Annotated in this window: 14 protein-coding genes and 1 other annotated feature (1 of these 15 cut by a window edge); of the genes, 3 read left to right on the top strand and 11 right to left on the bottom strand. The window is 54.4% G+C overall.

Annotated features, from left to right (window positions below):
• Positions 1–179: a binding site (T-box leader), on the top strand; it begins 54 nt to the left of the window's first position.
• Positions 180–229: 50 nt separating this feature from the next.
• A complete protein-coding gene (gene trpS, locus ACR1UW_RS05655) occupies positions 230–1,213 on the top strand; it encodes a tryptophan--tRNA ligase (protein WP_289667339.1) in 984 nt (327 codons plus the stop codon).
• A 50-nt stretch (positions 1,214–1,263) separates the two neighbouring features.
• Here trpS and ACR1UW_RS05650 read toward each other — a convergent pair whose 3' ends face one another.
• The 5 genes from ACR1UW_RS05650 to ACR1UW_RS05630 form a co-directional block, all read right to left on the bottom strand.
• Positions 1,264–2,004, bottom strand: a complete 741-nt coding sequence (locus ACR1UW_RS05650; protein WP_033009307.1) for a YjbA family protein — start codon at positions 2,002–2,004, stop codon at positions 1,264–1,266.
• Between the two features lie 85 nt (positions 2,005–2,089).
• Positions 2,090–2,296, bottom strand: coding sequence for a YuzI family membrane protein (locus ACR1UW_RS05645; RefSeq protein WP_289667338.1), 207 nt, complete (start codon positions 2,294–2,296; stop codon positions 2,090–2,092).
• A 93-nt stretch (positions 2,297–2,389) separates the two neighbouring features.
• Positions 2,390–3,181, bottom strand: coding sequence for a DUF2268 domain-containing putative Zn-dependent protease (locus tag ACR1UW_RS05640; RefSeq protein WP_050368361.1), 792 nt, complete (start codon positions 3,179–3,181; stop codon positions 2,390–2,392).
• Between the two features lie 141 nt (positions 3,182–3,322).
• A complete protein-coding gene (gene fabF / locus ACR1UW_RS05635) occupies positions 3,323–4,564 on the bottom strand; it encodes a beta-ketoacyl-ACP synthase II (RefSeq protein WP_033009311.1) in 1,242 nt (413 codons plus the stop codon).
• A gap of 50 nt (positions 4,565–4,614) precedes the next feature.
• Positions 4,615–5,547, bottom strand: a complete 933-nt coding sequence (locus tag ACR1UW_RS05630; RefSeq protein ID WP_021321876.1) for a beta-ketoacyl-ACP synthase III — start codon at positions 5,545–5,547, stop codon at positions 4,615–4,617.
• 258 nt (positions 5,548–5,805) lie between these two features.
• Between ACR1UW_RS05630 and ACR1UW_RS05625 the strand changes: the two genes are divergently transcribed.
• Positions 5,806–6,057, top strand: a complete 252-nt coding sequence (locus ACR1UW_RS05625) for a hypothetical protein (protein WP_021321875.1) — start codon at positions 5,806–5,808, stop codon at positions 6,055–6,057.
• 34 nt (positions 6,058–6,091) lie between these two features.
• On the opposite strand, the gene ACR1UW_RS05620 is transcribed toward ACR1UW_RS05625, so the two are convergent.
• Positions 6,092–6,832, bottom strand: coding sequence for an alpha/beta fold hydrolase (locus ACR1UW_RS05620; protein ID WP_498934837.1), 741 nt, complete (start codon positions 6,830–6,832; stop codon positions 6,092–6,094).
• Between the two features lie 133 nt (positions 6,833–6,965).
• Between ACR1UW_RS05620 and ACR1UW_RS05615 the strand changes: the two genes are divergently transcribed.
• A complete protein-coding gene (locus tag ACR1UW_RS05615) occupies positions 6,966–7,154 on the top strand; it encodes a YjzD family protein (RefSeq protein ID WP_025039308.1) in 189 nt (62 codons plus the stop codon).
• 468 nt (positions 7,155–7,622) lie between these two features.
• On the opposite strand, the gene clpB is transcribed toward ACR1UW_RS05615, so the two are convergent.
• From clpB to ACR1UW_RS05590, 5 genes are all read right to left on the bottom strand, one after another.
• Positions 7,623–10,208 carry an ATP-dependent chaperone ClpB gene (gene clpB / locus ACR1UW_RS05610; protein ID WP_498934835.1) on the bottom strand — a complete coding sequence of 862 codons (2,586 nt, stop codon included), beginning with the start codon at positions 10,206–10,208 and terminating at the stop codon, positions 7,623–7,625.
• 107 nt (positions 10,209–10,315) lie between these two features.
• On the bottom strand, positions 10,316–10,495 hold the full coding sequence (locus tag ACR1UW_RS05605) for a YjzC family protein (protein ID WP_011230299.1): 180 nt from the start codon (positions 10,493–10,495) through the stop codon (positions 10,316–10,318).
• Between the two features lie 190 nt (positions 10,496–10,685).
• On the bottom strand, positions 10,686–11,624 hold the full coding sequence (gene argF, locus ACR1UW_RS05600) for an ornithine carbamoyltransferase (RefSeq protein ID WP_498934832.1): 939 nt from the start codon (positions 11,622–11,624) through the stop codon (positions 10,686–10,688).
• A complete protein-coding gene (carB, locus tag ACR1UW_RS05595; RefSeq protein WP_498934830.1) occupies positions 11,621–14,749 on the bottom strand; it encodes a carbamoyl phosphate synthase large subunit in 3,129 nt (1,042 codons plus the stop codon). The genes argF and carB overlap by 4 nt, the downstream gene beginning before the upstream one ends.
• Complete coding sequence (locus ACR1UW_RS05590) at positions 14,742–15,806, bottom strand: carbamoyl phosphate synthase small subunit (protein ID WP_498934828.1); 1,065 nt, start codon at positions 15,804–15,806, stop codon at positions 14,742–14,744. The genes carB and ACR1UW_RS05590 overlap by 8 nt, the downstream gene beginning before the upstream one ends.
• Between the last annotated feature and the right edge of the window lie 77 nt (positions 15,807–15,883).

Raw genomic sequence — 15,883 nt, 5'->3', positions numbered from 1 at the left:
GAAGGTGCGAACAAGCGGCTAGCCATATGGAATGGGCTTTCGAGCTTCCCGCCGAACCGGCGACGCAGTAGGCGAGGACGTTCCCCGCGTTACAGGGGGCCATGCGCAAAGCATGGGCTGAGCGATTGCGCTTTTCCGCGCAATAAGTAGGGTGGCACCGCGGTCCTACCGTCCCTATTAGAGGGATGGCAGGGCCTTTTTTATTTTTGGCTTGAGGGAGTGAAGATCGATGAAAACCATTTTTTCCGGCATTCAGCCAAGCGGCGTCATCACCCTTGGCAACTACATCGGGGCGCTGCGGCAGTTTGTCGAATTGCAGCATGAATACAACTGTTATTTTTGCATCGTTGACCAACACGCCATTACCGTTCCGCAAGACCCTCACGAACTGCGGAAAAACATCCGCCGCCTTGCCGCTTTGTATTTGGCCGTCGGCATCGATCCGACAAAAGCGACGCTGTTCATCCAATCGGAAGTGCCGGCGCATGCCCAAGCGGCGTGGATGCTGCAGTGCATTGTGTATATCGGCGAGCTCGAGCGGATGACGCAGTTTAAAGACAAGTCAGCCGGCAAAGAGGCGGTCAGCGCCGGGCTGCTCACGTACCCGCCGCTGATGGCCGCTGACATTTTGCTTTATAACACCGACATCGTCCCGGTCGGCGAAGACCAAAAGCAGCATATCGAGCTGACGCGCGATCTGGCGGAACGGTTCAACAAACGGTACGGCGAGCTGTTTACGATCCCTGAGGCGCGCATTCCGAAAGTCGGCGCCCGCATCATGTCGCTTGTCGACCCGACGAAAAAAATGAGCAAATCCGATCCGAACCCAAAAGCATACATCACACTGCTTGACGATGCAAAAACGATCGAGAAGAAGATCAAAAGCGCCGTCACCGACTCGGAAGGAACGATCCGCTACGACAAAGAAGGAAAACCGGGCATTTCAAATTTGCTCAATATTTATTCGACGTTATCCGGCCAATCGATCGAGGAGCTCGAACAGCAATACGAAGGAAAAGGATACGGCGTCTTCAAAGCCGACCTGGCCCAATTGGTCATCGAAACGCTCCGGCCGATTCAAGAACGGTATCACCATTGGATGGAAAGCGAGGAGCTTGACCGCGTATTGGATGAAGGAGCGGAAAAAGCGAACCGCGTCGCCTCAGAAATGGTGCGAAAAATGGAGAAAGCGATGGGCCTCGGGCGGCGGTAAGAAGGCGCCATACAAAAAACGGGCGGGCACATAGCGCCCTGGCCCGTTTTTTAATTCACTTTCGGCTCTTGCTCCATTTCCCAAAGCTTTTCGAAAAACGGCTGGCCTTTAATTAAGTTTTCACATAGCTGCTCGTGCCGTGCAGACCAGCCGTGTTTCGTTTCTTCGTACAGCCGTTCCCACGCTTCCTCAAACGACATTTTTTGAATATCTGCGTACTTTTCCGGGGCCCATTCTGTATACCAGTAGCGCACCTCGGCGCTGTTTTTCGTTGAATGCAGCTGGTCAAGCGCCATAAACAACAGCTGTTTCAACTGCCGCTCTTTCCGTGTCAATCCGCACATCAACTCCGGCGCCGGCGACAAAATGTGGTACTCTTTTTCGTACTTCGGCAGCGGGTAGGCCCGCTCTTCCGTCTCGGCGGCCATCTCGTACACAAGCTGCTCTTGCCGCGGAATGAGGCGGCTTTTGCGGATCGGAATATGATAGCCGATCGTATCGACGGCCAAAATGCCAGCTCCGTCGGTCACAACGAAACAATAATCGAGCTGAATCCGTTCATGGTTTTTGCGGACATAGGCTTTTTGGTACACATCGTCCAAAAGCGGCTTCGGAAGGTCGGATAAACTGTTTTCAATATATTGGAATAGAGCCGGGGACACTTTTAACAGCGGCACTTGGTCAAGCAACTCAATTTGGTCGTCTTTGCGCCATTCGTGAAAATGGCAGACGTTGTACCCGTTCTCTTCACCTTCAAACCAGTTCACCCAAATGTCGTGCAGGTAAAGCATGTGATACCCCTCACTTCCAGACGTGTTTGTCCATCAGTATAGGCAGAGGGGCAGAATTTTATTCCATTTCGCCCTCTTTTCCCCACTATGAGCCACGGCTTGGAAACGACAAGCTCGCCCACATAAGCAACAAGCCGAGCGGCAATAAATAACATTCCGCCCTTGTCGCGATATAAGCAGCGTATTCACCAAACCCGCGCTCCGGGGTGATGATGTTTAAATAGACGATCATCATCATGCCGCCGACGACCGAAAAACCAAAGCCGACCAAATAAAAAAACAGGCGGACCATCGGGCTTCCCTTCCTTCTTGTCCACGTCCTTTCTTTACGTATATGCCTGTTCGGTGGACAAGATGCCTATCATCGCCCCTGGTCCATCCCGCCTTACCCGCGGCTGTCCAGACCGGCTAAAGCAACCATTTGTTTCGCCTCCATCGCCATCAATTGAGCCAATGAATACCCCCGCTCCAAACAGCGGCGGACGATGGCATAACCGACTGCATAGCCGCCCATGTTCGGATACCACCCAAGGCCGTATAAAATGCGGGAGCTGAGTGGGTGCGAAACAGCGGCATCTTGATTGGGGGCGATGTAGCGGCGCCAAAACCGCTCGATCTCCCTGTCAGTATAATACGACGTCCAGTCGGCGCATTGTTCCGGTCCGACTGTTTCAGCGACCGCATGTTCTGCCAGCCCTTCCATAATCACCGCATCTAACAGCGTCGCCTCTTTGCCGCCATACGGCAGCTGCTTCAGCCGGCAAACATGGTTGTACTCATGCGCCACCAATGCCGCGACCTCCTCGTCGCGATGATCGGGCAGCAAAAAGAAAACGAGCTTATCGGCAAACGCCACTCCTCCTTTTCCGCGAAACTCGCGCAAAAGTTTCCGGTTTTCATCATCGGCCGGCAGCAAAAACACCGGAACGTCAGGCCCTTTCCATCTCACCCGCTGTTCGTCATATAAGCGGGCAAGCCGCTCCCAAAGGCCTTTTGCCTTCATCTCCGGCAAAAGGCGAACGGCCTGCCGGGCGCTTCGATACATGCCATATAAGCATAAATAACGATGAATGGCGCGCGCTGGTGCATCGGCAAAAAACGGCGCCAGCCGGGCGCAAACACGGAGCGGATCGCCTTCATCTTGTTCAAGCCAACGATCAGTTGGAGCCAGTCCCATCGTCTTCCCTCCCTTTTTGCTACCTTATGTCAAGGCAACCGGGACGGTGAACGAAAAAAGCCCCGTCCGGAGTGAAGCCCGGCGCCCGTCTTCCAACGGGGCCGGGTTCGTCCGGCCGAGGCTAATGGCCTTCATTGCTATCTATTGCGCATACGCTTTGAAAATCAATGTCGCGTTATGGCCGCCAAATCCAAACGAATTGCTTAACACTGCGCGCACAGTCTGCCGGCGGGCTTCGTTCGGCACATAGTCCAAGTCGCATTCCGGATCCGGCGTTTCATAGTTGATGGTCGGTGGAATGACGCCATCGCGGATCGCCAACACAGAGAAAATGGCTTCCACCGCGCCGGTTGCGCCAAGCAGGTGACCGGTCATCGATTTTGTAGAACTGATCGCAAGCTTATAGGCATGGTCGCCAAACACTTCTTTAATGGCGATCGTCTCATATTTGTCATTGTACTCCGTGCTTGTGCCGTGGGCGTTAATGTAGTCGATGTCCTCCGGCTGCAAGCCGGCATCCTGCAGCGCCAGTCGCATCGCCCGCACGCCGCCTTCACCGCCCGGCGCCGGTGCAGTGATATGATATGCGTCAGCCGTCGCGCCGTAGCCGACAATTTCCGCGTAAATTTTCGCCCCGCGGCGCAACGCATGCTCCAGCTCTTCAAGCACGATAATGCCTGCCCCTTCCCCCATGACAAAGCCATCACGGTTTTTATCAAACGGGCGGCTTGCCGTTTTCGGATCCGGATTGGTCGAAAGGGCCGTATTCGCGCAAAAGCCGGCAAACGACATTTTCGTAATCGGCGCCTCCGTTCCCCCCGCGATCATCACATCCGCATCGCCGCGCTGAATGACCCGAAACGCGTCGCCGATCGAGTTTGCGCCCGTCGCGCAAGCGGTGACCGTGCATGAATTCATTCCTTTCGCCCCAAGGATGATTGAGACTTGCCCCGCAGCCATATCCGGAATCATCATCGGCACGAAAAACGGGCTCACCCGGCGATAGCCGCGCTGCTGGAAAATTTCAAACTGCTGCTCAAACGTCTCCATACCGCCGATGCCAGAGCCGATCCAAACACCGACCCGCTCGGCGTTATGCTCACCGATTTCCAAATTCGCATCTTTCACCGCCATGAGCGCCGCCGCCACGGCGTATTGCGTAAACCGGTCCATCTTCCGCGCTTCGCGGCGGTCCATAAACAACGACGGATCAAAATCTTTCACTTCTGCCGCCACTTTCGCTGGAAAATCGTCTGGATTGACGCGGGTGACAATGTCGATGCCGGACTGGCCGGCGACAATGTTTTTCCACGTCGTTTCTGCGTCATTCCCCAGCGGGGTGACGGCGCCTATTCCGGTCACGACGACTCGTCTTTTTTCCATATTCCTCTGCCTCTCCTTTATTCTGGATAATGATGTTGGGATACAGAACATCAACGGCCCCAGCGCAAAGCGATCGCGCCCCACGTCAGCCCGCCGCCGAACCCGACCATAATGATGAGATCATCGTCATGGATTTTGCCCGCTTCCAACTCTTCTACAAGCGAAATCGGAATAGATGCGGCCGACGTGTTGCCATATCGACGGATGGTTGTCGATATTTTCTCTTCTGGCAGCTCGAGCCGCTGTCTGGCCGCTTCGACGATGCGAATGTTCGCTTGATGCGGAATGAGAAAGTCGACATCGTCTTTCGTGAGCCCGGCTTTTTCAAGCACACGCACGCTTGATTCTCCCATTTGCCGGACGGCGAACTTGAATACTTCACGGCCGTTCATGACGATATATTCGTCTTTGTATAAATGTTTTCCTCCTGTTCCGTCAGCTCCCAACTCGAAAGATAAAATCCCGCGCCCGGGCGACACCGGACCCATGACGACCGCTCCGGCGCCGTCGCCGAACAGCACCGCCGTGTTGCGGTCGGTCCAATCGGTGATTTTCGATAGTTTGTCTGCCCCCACTACTAATATATACTTGTAGGCGCCTGTGTCAATAAATTGGGCGGCCGTGACCATCCCGTACATAAACCCCGCGCAGGCAGCGCTAATATCAAGCGCAGCGGCGTTGACGGCGCCAAGCCGCTCTTGCAGCATGCAAGCGACCGACGGAAACGGACGGTCCGGGGTGACGGTGGCAACTAAAATGAGATCAATATCCTTCGCCTCCATGCCAGCGTCTTGAAGCGCCCTTTCTGCGGCAAAATACGCCATATTGGACGTATCGATGTCATCCGGAGCGATGCGGCGCTCCTCGATCCCGGTGCGCGTCCGGATCCATTCATCCGATGTATCCATCATTTTTTCCAAATCAAAGTTGGTCAACACTTTTTCCGGCACATAGCGGCCGACCCCGATAATTCCTGCTCCCATATCATTCATCTCCTCTTTCTTTCCCAAAATGGCAAAAAAACGCTCACGCTGACAACCAAACTTGAATGTACAATCAGTCTACATCACCAATTATTATTACTTGGTACTAATTTTAGCCGAAAGAGCGTGGATGCGCAATAGAAAACGAAAGTTGAACCAGCGCTTTCCGTTCCCCTAAGGCATTTGTCCAAACCGCTTTTTCCTTTCTGCCATACAATACAAATACGAGCGACCATCGCATGAAAGGGAGGATCGCCCATGGCCAACGGCGAAGCACAAGAACAACATCGCGAACGGCAAGACCGTTTTTCCCGCCTAATGTTCGGATCTTTTCCTTCTCGCGCAACCGGCGAGCGCGAAGATCAAGGGAGCGTGGCAGAACCGCCTTTACTGCCGAACATCGATTTCATGAAGCTGTTTGAAAACGTCAATACGCTAGCCGACTCATTGCAACAATTAAAACCGCTCGTGAAAAAGATCACCTCGCTCGTCGACTTATTGAAAAAATAGCAGACGCACCGGTCGATGCGTCTGCCCTTGTCGTTTACGGGAGTTCATTGTATTGGCAGAAAAATTGCCCGATTTGCCGAGCCAGTTGGCGCCGTTTCTCCGGCAGCTCGTAAACGACGCGCACCCGGTTGTTTGTCGTTTTCATCCATTGTTCATATTTACGGCTATGCAAGGCGGATGGATACGGGCCCACTCCGGCCAGCTGCCAAATCGTCACCGGAACGTCATGAGGACTGAGAAAGAGGGACGGAACAGCCTCGAGCACCTCCTCTTCTTTCAAGCCATAGGCAGTCGCGATTTCCCTCACCATCCGCCGGTACACGAATGGATGTTCCTGTTCATAGTCAAGCTGGGCGCGTACGTCAAGGCAAGGGTTGATCATGGCGACGGCGCGGATTTGACTTGGCATGGCGCCAAGCAGTTGCAAGGCAACGAGCGCGCCCATTCCTTCGGCAACGATATAGATGCGCTGGTTCACAATTTCGCTTTTCAACACCGAGTAAATGAGCTGGCGCGCCAGCCGGACCGCTTTCGGACTTCCCCAATGCCGGCCGTACAAATGGGACGAAAAGACCGTATACCCACGTTCCAACCAATCTTCCAGCCATTGGCGCCGCCCCGGATGCTCGAGCCAAAAACTCGTCTGTTCGTTCACAAAATGGTCGCCGTCGCCCATTAAAAAAAGGGCAAACCCATTTGGGCGCTCCGGCACGTGAACGATGCACCATTGCTCATCGAGTTGAAAAAACCGCCGTTGTCCTGCCATCGTTTCCATTCACCCTTGTTTGGCAATGCATAATGGTACAGTATACGATATGCGCGGCCAAAAAAAACGTCCGGGTATATGCCTACGCGACAAATTGTGATAAGATAAGAAAAGGAATGACGAGAAGATGGGAGGAACAAAGATGCGCTTGTTTTGGACGTTTTTTTGGACGTTTTTGCTCGTGCAAATGGCAACGTACGTCATGGGCTCGATGCAAGGGATCGGCTATGATTTCGCAACCGGCGCCTTGCTTGGCGTGATCGTGACGATCTTAGTCTTCGTGATTGCAGCCTTGATTCCGGACGAGCCGGCCGGGGATCACCATCATTGATCATTCGCTTCATAAGACAACGCCTTGGGGTGAAAGTCCCAAGGCGTTGTTTTTTGTCATCTTTAACCGAGAATCCTCCCACTTCAACACCTATATAATAGATGCAATTTGAAGCTTTAACATTTGTAGCTTTTACCGAGCATTTGATCGACTGTCGGGCGACCGAACAACGCCGCTTTCAGACCCATGTATGGGTCTGTGAAGCGGGTGGTTGTTCGGTCTTCCGTCACGCCTTGGCGTGACGGAGGCAAGCCTGTGGCTTGCCTTCGACAGTCGAAAAATGGACAAGCGACTTTTCCATCAAGGATATGTTAAACTTTTTCGTTGCATCTATATAGGTGTAAGTGGAGGAGCATTCCATCCATATTGATCTGGGCTTGTGTTTTCCGCCCATGCTCAAACAATGCGACCAACCCCGGCAGACAAGAAGCACGTCTCTCCGCGTCGTCGGCGCCCCCTTCAGCTCGTTTACGCCGACGGACGAATGGCGATCTGCCCGTTGTCAACATCGACCATGACGGTGCCGTACTCTCTCACCCGCCCAGCGATCAGCTCTTTCGCAAGCGGCGTTTCGATCTGCTTTTGCATAAACCGCTTTAAGGGGCGGGCGCCGTAGACCGGATCGAAGCCCGCTTCGGCGATGTATTGCTTCGCCGCTTCGGTCAGCACGAGTTCGATATGCCGATCGGCCAAACGGGCCGACAGCTCGCGGGCGAACTTTTCGATGATGCCTTTCACCTCATTCATCGACAATGGCTTAAATAAGACGATATCGTCGATCCGGTTTAAAAATTCTGGGCGGAAATGGGCGCGCAATTGGTCAAACACTTGGCTGCGCGTCTGTTCATCGATGTCGCCCTGTTTGTTTTCCAACAACAGCGGCGATCCGATGTTCGATGTCATAATGACGACCGTGTTTTTAAAGTCGACCGTCCGCCCGTGCGAATCGGTGAGCCGTCCGTCATCCAGCAGCTGCAGCAGGATGTTGAACACGTCCGGATGAGCTTTTTCGATTTCATCGAACAATAGAACGGAATACGGCTTGCGCCGCACTGCCTCGGTCAGCTGGCCGCCTTCCTCATAGCCGACATAGCCGGGCGGCGCCCCGATCAAACGGGAGACAGCATGTTTTTCCATGTATTCGGACATATCGAGGCGAATGAGCTGCTCCTCGCTGTCAAACAGCGCCTCGGCCAGCGCTTTGGCCAGCTCCGTTTTGCCGACGCCGGTCGGTCCAAGGAACAAAAACGAGCCGATCGGACGGTTCGGGTCTTTCATCCCGGCCCGCGCCCGCAAGATGGCGTCGGCGACGAGCTCCACCGCTTCGTCTTGGCCGATGACTCGCTTATGGAGCCATTCATGAAGCCGCAGCAGCTTTTCCCGCTCCCCTTCGACAAGGCGGGTGAGCGGAATGCCCGTCCAGCGTGACACGATTTCGGCAATCTCTTCTTCCGTCACTTCCTCGCGCAGCAATTTCCCTTCACTTTGCTCACTGATTTCTTGCTCGAGCTGTTTGAGTTGCTTTTCCAACTGCGGAATGCGGCCATGGCGAAGCTCCGCCGCCTTGTTTAAATCATACTCGTTTTCCGCCTCTTCCAGTTCGCGTTTTGCCCGCTCGAGCGCCTCGCGCAAACGGCGGACGCGGTCAAGCGCCTCTTTTTCTTTTTGCCATTGCGCTTTCATGGCGTTCGCCTTTTCACGCAAATCGGCAAGTTCTTTTTGCAATGCCGCAAGCCGCTCGCGGCTCGCTTCATCCGTTTCTTTGCTTAAGGCCGCCTCTTCAATTTCCAGCTGCATGACGCGGCGCATCACTTCGTCCAGCTCCGACGGCATCGATTCCATTTCCGTCCGGATCGTCGCGCACGCTTCATCGACCAAATCGATCGCTTTGTCAGGCAAAAAGCGGTCAGAGATGTAACGGTCGGACAAAACGGCGGCCGCGACGAGCGCGCGATCGTGGATTTTCACTCCATGGTGCACTTCATACCGTTCTTTCAATCCGCGCAAAATCGAAATCGTGTCCTCGACACTCGGCTCTTGGACAAGCACTTGTTGGAAGCGGCGCTCGAGCGCCGGGTCTTTTTCGATGTATTGCCGGTACTCATCAAGCGTCGTCGCCCCGATGCAGCGCAACTCGCCGCGGGCAAGCATCGGCTTGAGCATATTGCCGGCGTCAATCGCCCCTTCCGCTCTGCCGGCGCCGACGATCGTATGCAGCTCGTCAATGAACAATATGATGCGGCCGTCGCTTTTTTTGATTTCGTTTAACACCGCTTTCAGCCGTTCTTCAAATTCACCGCGAAACTTTGCTCCGGCGACGAGCGCGCTCATATCAAGAGCGAAAATCGTTTTGTCTTTCAGCCCTTCCGGGACGTCTTTGCGCACGATGCGTTGAGCGAGCCCTTCGACAATAGCGGTCTTCCCGACGCCCGGCTCGCCGATCAACACCGGGTTGTTTTTCGTCTTCCGCGACAAAATGCGGATGATGCGGCGAATTTCACTGTCGCGGCCGATGACCGGGTCGATTTTTCCCGCTTTCGCTTCCGCGACAAGGTCGCGCCCGTATTTTGCCAACGCTTCATAGGTTGCTTCCGGATGTGGACTCGTCACGCGTTGATTCCCCCTTACGTTTCTCACTGCCGCTAATAGTGCTTCCTTCGTCAGTCCAAACGACGCCAGCTGCCGAGCGACCGGCTCGGCGCCATGAGGCAACGCGAGCAGCACATGTTCGACCGATATGTACTCGTCTTGCATTCGCTTCGCTTCGTTTTCCGCCTCCTCAAGCAGCCGCGCTAAGGCGGGCGCAACATACAGCTGCCCGTCCGCCCCATGCACTTCAGGCTTTTGGCGAAGCTGGCTGCGAAGCCAGTCAGCGGCCTTTTCCTTGTCGGCGCCGGAAAGCTCCACGAGCCGCGGCGCCAGGCCGCCTTCTTGTTCGAGCAGCGCAATCAGGAGATGCTCGACATCAAGCTGTTGATGATGTCGTTCTTTGGCGAGCGACTGCGCCGCCATCAGCGCCTCTTGCAGTTTTTCCGTCAAACGGCTTGCGTCCATGCCGTTCCCTCCATTTGACCTTCTTTGACCATAAATCATTATAGCCGATCGCGAAGCACACGGCAAATCAAAAGCCACTCCATACTTGGAATGGCTTTTGTTGTACTTCACGGTTTGCGCAAATACGTCCAATGCCGATTATGGTTCGACGTTTCCGGGAACGTATCGCCGGCTTTCAGTTTCAGCTTTTTCGGGTGTTTTACATTGTCGCCCGTTTCGCCGATTTCAATGTACACGCCGTTGTTCGGCGCTTTATCCCCTGGTTTGAAATGGCGCGGTTGGCCCATTTGTTTCATCCCCCTTGCTTCGATTGCATTTGTTAGCATTCCCGGTTTTGCCGCTGTTCATAAGAAGGGAAATGATGGGGCCGCCGCACACGGAGCGTCAAGCCTTCACAATAAAAACGTTTTTTCTCATGAAAATCCTTTTCCTTGCAAAGAACAAAAAAGGAACTCCCGAAACGGGAATTCCTTTTTCCTATAGGATCGACACTAAAATCGCTTTTTGGGCATGAAGCCGGTTGCCGGCCTGCTCAAATACGACCGAGTTCGGGCCGTCCATGACGCCGGCCGTCACTTCTTCGCCGCGGTGGGCCGGCAGACAATGCAAAAAGAGATAATCCGGTTTTGCCGCTTTGACGAGCTCTTCGTTGACTTGATACGGCTGAAACACTTGCAGCCGCTCAGCACTTTCGCTTTCTTGGCCCATGCTCGTCCAGACATCCGTATAAATCGCATCCGCCCCCGCCACCGCCACAAGCGGGTCGTGCGTCACCGTGACGGCGGCGCCTGTCTGTTCACCGATTCGGCACGCCGCCTCGACATATTCTTTCTTTGGCTCATAGCCCGGCGGACAGGCGATGGCGACATCCATGCCGACTTTCGCCGCGGCCACAAGCAAGGCGTTGGCGACGTTGTTCCCGTCGCCGACATAGGCGAGCTTGACGCCTTGGAACGTTTTCTTCACTTCATAAATCGTCAGCAAATCCGCCAACGCCTGGCACGGATGATCGTCGTCCGTCAGGCCGTTGATGACCGGAACGGACGCATATTCGGCCAACTCCTCGACTTTTTGATGGGCAAATGTGCGAATCATAATGACATCGACGTATTGCGACAAGACGCGGGCCGTATCGGCGATCGTTTCGCCGCGGCCAAGCTGCAAATCGTTTCCGTTTAAATACATCGCCTGGCCGCCAAGCTGAATCATGCCGACTTCAAACGACACGCGCGTGCGCGTTGACGGCTTTTCAAAAATCATCGCCATTGTTTTCCCGGAAAGCGGCGTATACGATACACCGGCTTTTTGTTTCGCTTTTAAATCAGTTGCTAACGCCAGCAAGTCCAAAATTTCTTCTGTCGAGAAATCAAGAAGCGTTAAAAAATCTCTCCCTTTTAATGACATCACTGCATTCATGCGATCACCGCCTGTTCTGCCTGTTTTTTCTTTTCCAACCAGCCATGGATCGGCTGCACATCAAGATGATCGACATCGAGCGCCTGCAAGAAGAGCTTCAATGTCTCACGTTCCGTGAAGACGAGCAATTGTCGGGACAACGCAGTCATTCGTTTGTTCGCTTCGCCTTCCTCTTTGCCCAAGTCGATCACCGCGAGCGCCGTGTCGCGCTTCACCCAATCGGCAAACGGGACATCAGCGACGATGGTCAGCTGTTTCGCCGTCATCTCTGCCTCCAGCTCGGCGTCGATGTTGCCAATGACATAGACCTCGTTCGCGTTCGCTTTCTTTTGCAAATACGGATAAAACGCTTTATACGCCGCTTCCTCCTTCGTTGCGGCGATGCTGATGCCTTCGCCGGTCGATTTCATCTCTGGCCCAACCACCGGGTCAACCCCCGGCAGCTTATGGGTCGAAAAGACCGGATACTTTAACACGGCGTACGGCATGACCGCCAAGCCGCGCGCTTTTTCGTCCACGATGTCGACAAGCGATTTCCCAAGCAATAATTTTGTCGCAATTTGCGCCAGCGGCACGCCGGTCGTTTTGCTGACGATCGGCACCGTCCGGCTCGCGCGCGGGTTCACTTCCAGGACATATACATTGCCGTCCGCAATGACATATTGAATGTTCATAATTCCTTTAAAGCCGAGTTTTTTCGCAATCCGGCCCGCATAGTCGATGATTTTCGCTTTTTCTTCGTCTGTGAGCGTCTGCGCCGGCAGCCAAGCATAGCTGTCACCGGAGTGGACGCCGGCTTTTTCGACGTGTTCAATGATGACCGGCAGCACGATGTCTGTTCCATCCGTCACGATGTCCGCTTCTGCCTCTTTCCCGTCCAAATACGCATCAATCAAAATCGGATAGGTCAACTCGCCTTGCTCGATCAAAGCAGCGAGCTGCGCCTCGCTATGGACGATAAACATGCCGCGGCCCCCGATGACATACGACGGACGAAGCAGCACCGGGCAGCCGATCTCAGCCGCTTTGGCGGCGAGCTCCTCGGCGTTGTTCGCCATCAAGCCCGGTACGTGCGGGATGTCAAGCTCCTCAAGCAACTGGTAAAAACGATCGCGGTCCTCGAGCTGGTCAATCATATCGTACGTGACGCCCAACAGCGGCACGCCGGCTTCTTCAAGCCCTTTGACCAAATTGATCGCCGTCTGTCCGCCAAATTGAACGATGACATGCTTGATTTGTTCCGCTTCGATAACATCGAGGACGCTCTCAAGCGTCAGCGGTTCAAAGTACAGACGGTCGGCGACGGCAAAGTCGGTGCTCACTGTTTCCGGATTGTTGTTGATCATCACCGTTTCATAGCCTTCTTTTTGCAAGGCGAACACGCTATGAACAGAGCTGTAGTCGAACTCAATGCCTTGGCCGATGCGGATCGGACCGGCTCCGATGATCAGCACTTTCTCTTTGCCGCTCGGTTGTTTTCGCTCGTCTTCGCCGAAATAAGTCGAGTAGTAATAATCCGTTTCTGAATGAAATTCGGCCGCGCACGTGTCGACCATTTTGTATGACGGCACGATGCCAAGTTCCTTCCGCTTGTTGCGCACGTCAAGCTCCGGCACGCCCCACGTTTCGGCTAAAAAGGCGTCGCTACATCCTTTTTCTTTCAAGAAACGGAACGTTTGCTCCTCAATCGTGTCCAACGTTGCAGCCGCTGCCTGTTTTTCAAGGGCGACAAGCCGCTCGAACGAGCAAAGGAAAAAGCGGTCGATTTTCGTCCATTCGTGAATGGCTTCAACCGCCACCCCGCGGCGGAGCAGTTCCAAAATCGCGAAAAAGCGGCGGTCGTCTTTGTCGACAAGCAGCTGTTTCAGCTCATCATTCGTTTTCACCGAAAGCTCCGGCAACAACAGTCCGTTGTTTTTGCCTTCGAGCGACTGCACCGCTTTTTGAAACGCCCGCTCCATGTTGCGGTCGATCGCCATCACTTCCCCGGTCGCCTTCATTTGCGTGCCGAGTTTCCGATCCGCATGCGGAAACTTGTCAAACGGCAAGCGCGGAAACTTGACGACGACATAGTCCAAGGCCGGTTCAAAGCTGGCGTACGTCGTTTTCGTCACCGGGTTGACGAGTTCCGCAAGCGTATAGCCGACCGCGAGCTTCGCCGCAATGCGGGCGATTGGATAGCCGGTCGCTTTCGAGGCGAGCGCTGACGAGCGGCTGACGCGCGGGTTGACTTCGATTAAGTAATATTGTTTGCTGTTCGGGTCAAGGGCGAACTGAATGTTGCAGCCGCCGATGATCCCTAATGCGGAAATGATCTTCACCGCCGACGAACGGAGCATTTGGTACTCCTCATCGGTCAACGTCTGCGACGGTGCGACGACGATCGAATCGCCCGTGTGGATGCCGACTGGATCGACGTTTTCCATATTGCAAACCGTGATGCACGTATTCGACTGGTCGCGCATCACTTCGTATTCAATTTCTTTAAACCCGGCGACGCTCCGTTCGATCAAACATTGGCGGATCGGGCTTTCGGCCAGCCCTTTTTCCACGAGCGCGAGAAACTGCTCCATGTTTTCGGCAATGCCGCCGCCCGTCCCGCCGAGCGTATACGCGGGACGAATAATGATCGGAAAACCGATTTGTTCGGCAAACGCGACCGCTTCCTCAACGCTTGTGACAATTTCGCTCTCCGGCACCGGTTCGCCAAGCTCATGCATTAACGCGCGGAACGCTTCGCGGTCTTCCCCGCGCTTGATCGCTTCAATCGGTGTTCCGAGCAGTCTCACCCCATACTTTTCAAGCACGCCGGCTTCATGCAGCTGAAACGCCAAGTTGAGCCCTGTCTGGCCGCCGAACGTGGCGAGCAGCCCGTCCGGGCGTTCTTTGGCAATAATCGCTTCGACCGCATCGACGGTGAGCGGTTCAAAATACACGGCATCGGCATGAACTTCATCGGTCATGATCGTCGCCGGATTGTTGTTCACTAAAATGACGCGATATCCTTCTTCCTTTAAGGCGATGCACGCTTGTGTGCCGGAATAATCAAACTCGGCGGCCTGGCCGATGACAATCGGCCCCGACCCGATCAGGAGAATCGACTGAAGCGAAGAATCTTTAGGCATACACGTTCTCTCCCTTGAACACGGTTTGCAAAAATTCGTCGAAAATATAGCCGGTATCGTGCGGCCCCGGATGCGCCTCCGGATGGTATTGCACCGACAAAATCGGTTTATGGCGATGGACGATGCCTTCGACCGAGCCGTCGTTGACGTTGATGAAGCGGATGTCAAACGGCTTGCCCGCCAAGCTTTCCTCTTTGACGACGTAACTATGATTTTGCGATGTCATCATCACGTTTTGTTTCACCGCGTCCCACACCGGTTGATTGGCGCCGCGATGCCCGAAGCGGAGTTTTTCCGTATCCGCCCCGTACGCCAAGGCAACGAGCTGATGGCCAAGGCAAATCGCAAGCGTCGGATACCGGTCGATCAGCTGACGGATAGCGGGAAGCTGATGGCGTAACTGTTTCGGATCGCCCGGGCCGTTCGAGAGGACAAGCCCGTCCGGTTTCAGCGCGTCAATCGCTTCCGGCGCCGTATCATGCGGCACAACCGTCACCCGGCAGCCGCGCGCAAGAAGCGACTGCAAAATCGATTTTTTATAGCCGAAATCGACGAGCACCAAATGCGGGCCGCCTTCGCCGTATGTTTCGATCGTTTTCGTTGACACCGCGCGCACGGGAAATACTGCTTCCACGCCTCCAACGGCTGAAATCGGCGACAAACTTAATTCCGCCATCATCGTTCCAGCGGTGCGGATTTCTTTCACAAGGGCGCGCGTGTCCACGTGCGTGAGAAGCGGAATGTTCCAATGCTGCAAGTATTCCGCCAGACTGTATTTCGCCCCGTAATGAAACCCTTCTCGGCTCGCTTCGTAGACGACGACCGCTTCGACGTGCGGCTGCTTGCTTTCAAAATCGTTTTCGTTGATGCCGTAATTGCCGATGAGCGGGTACGTAAAAACGATGATTTGGTTTTTATACGACGGGTCGGTCAACACTTCTTGATACCCGGTCATGCCGGTGAAAAAAACGATCTCCCCGCTCACCTTTTCTTCAAGCGGAGCGGCGAGCTCCCCGCTGAACGTTTTTCCGCTCGCCACATGCAAATACGCTTTCATTGGCGCCACCTCATCGTTTGAGTTTTTATAACCGTTCAGGAATTTTTATGCATGAACAGGAATAAAAATTAAGCCGC

This window comes from Geobacillus lituanicus, assembly GCF_050994965.1.
GTDB classification, from domain to species: Bacteria; Bacillota; Bacilli; order Bacillales; family Anoxybacillaceae; genus Geobacillus; species Geobacillus stearothermophilus.
Note: the sequence above shows the minus strand (reverse complement) of the source record. Positions and strands in the feature narration are given on the sequence as shown.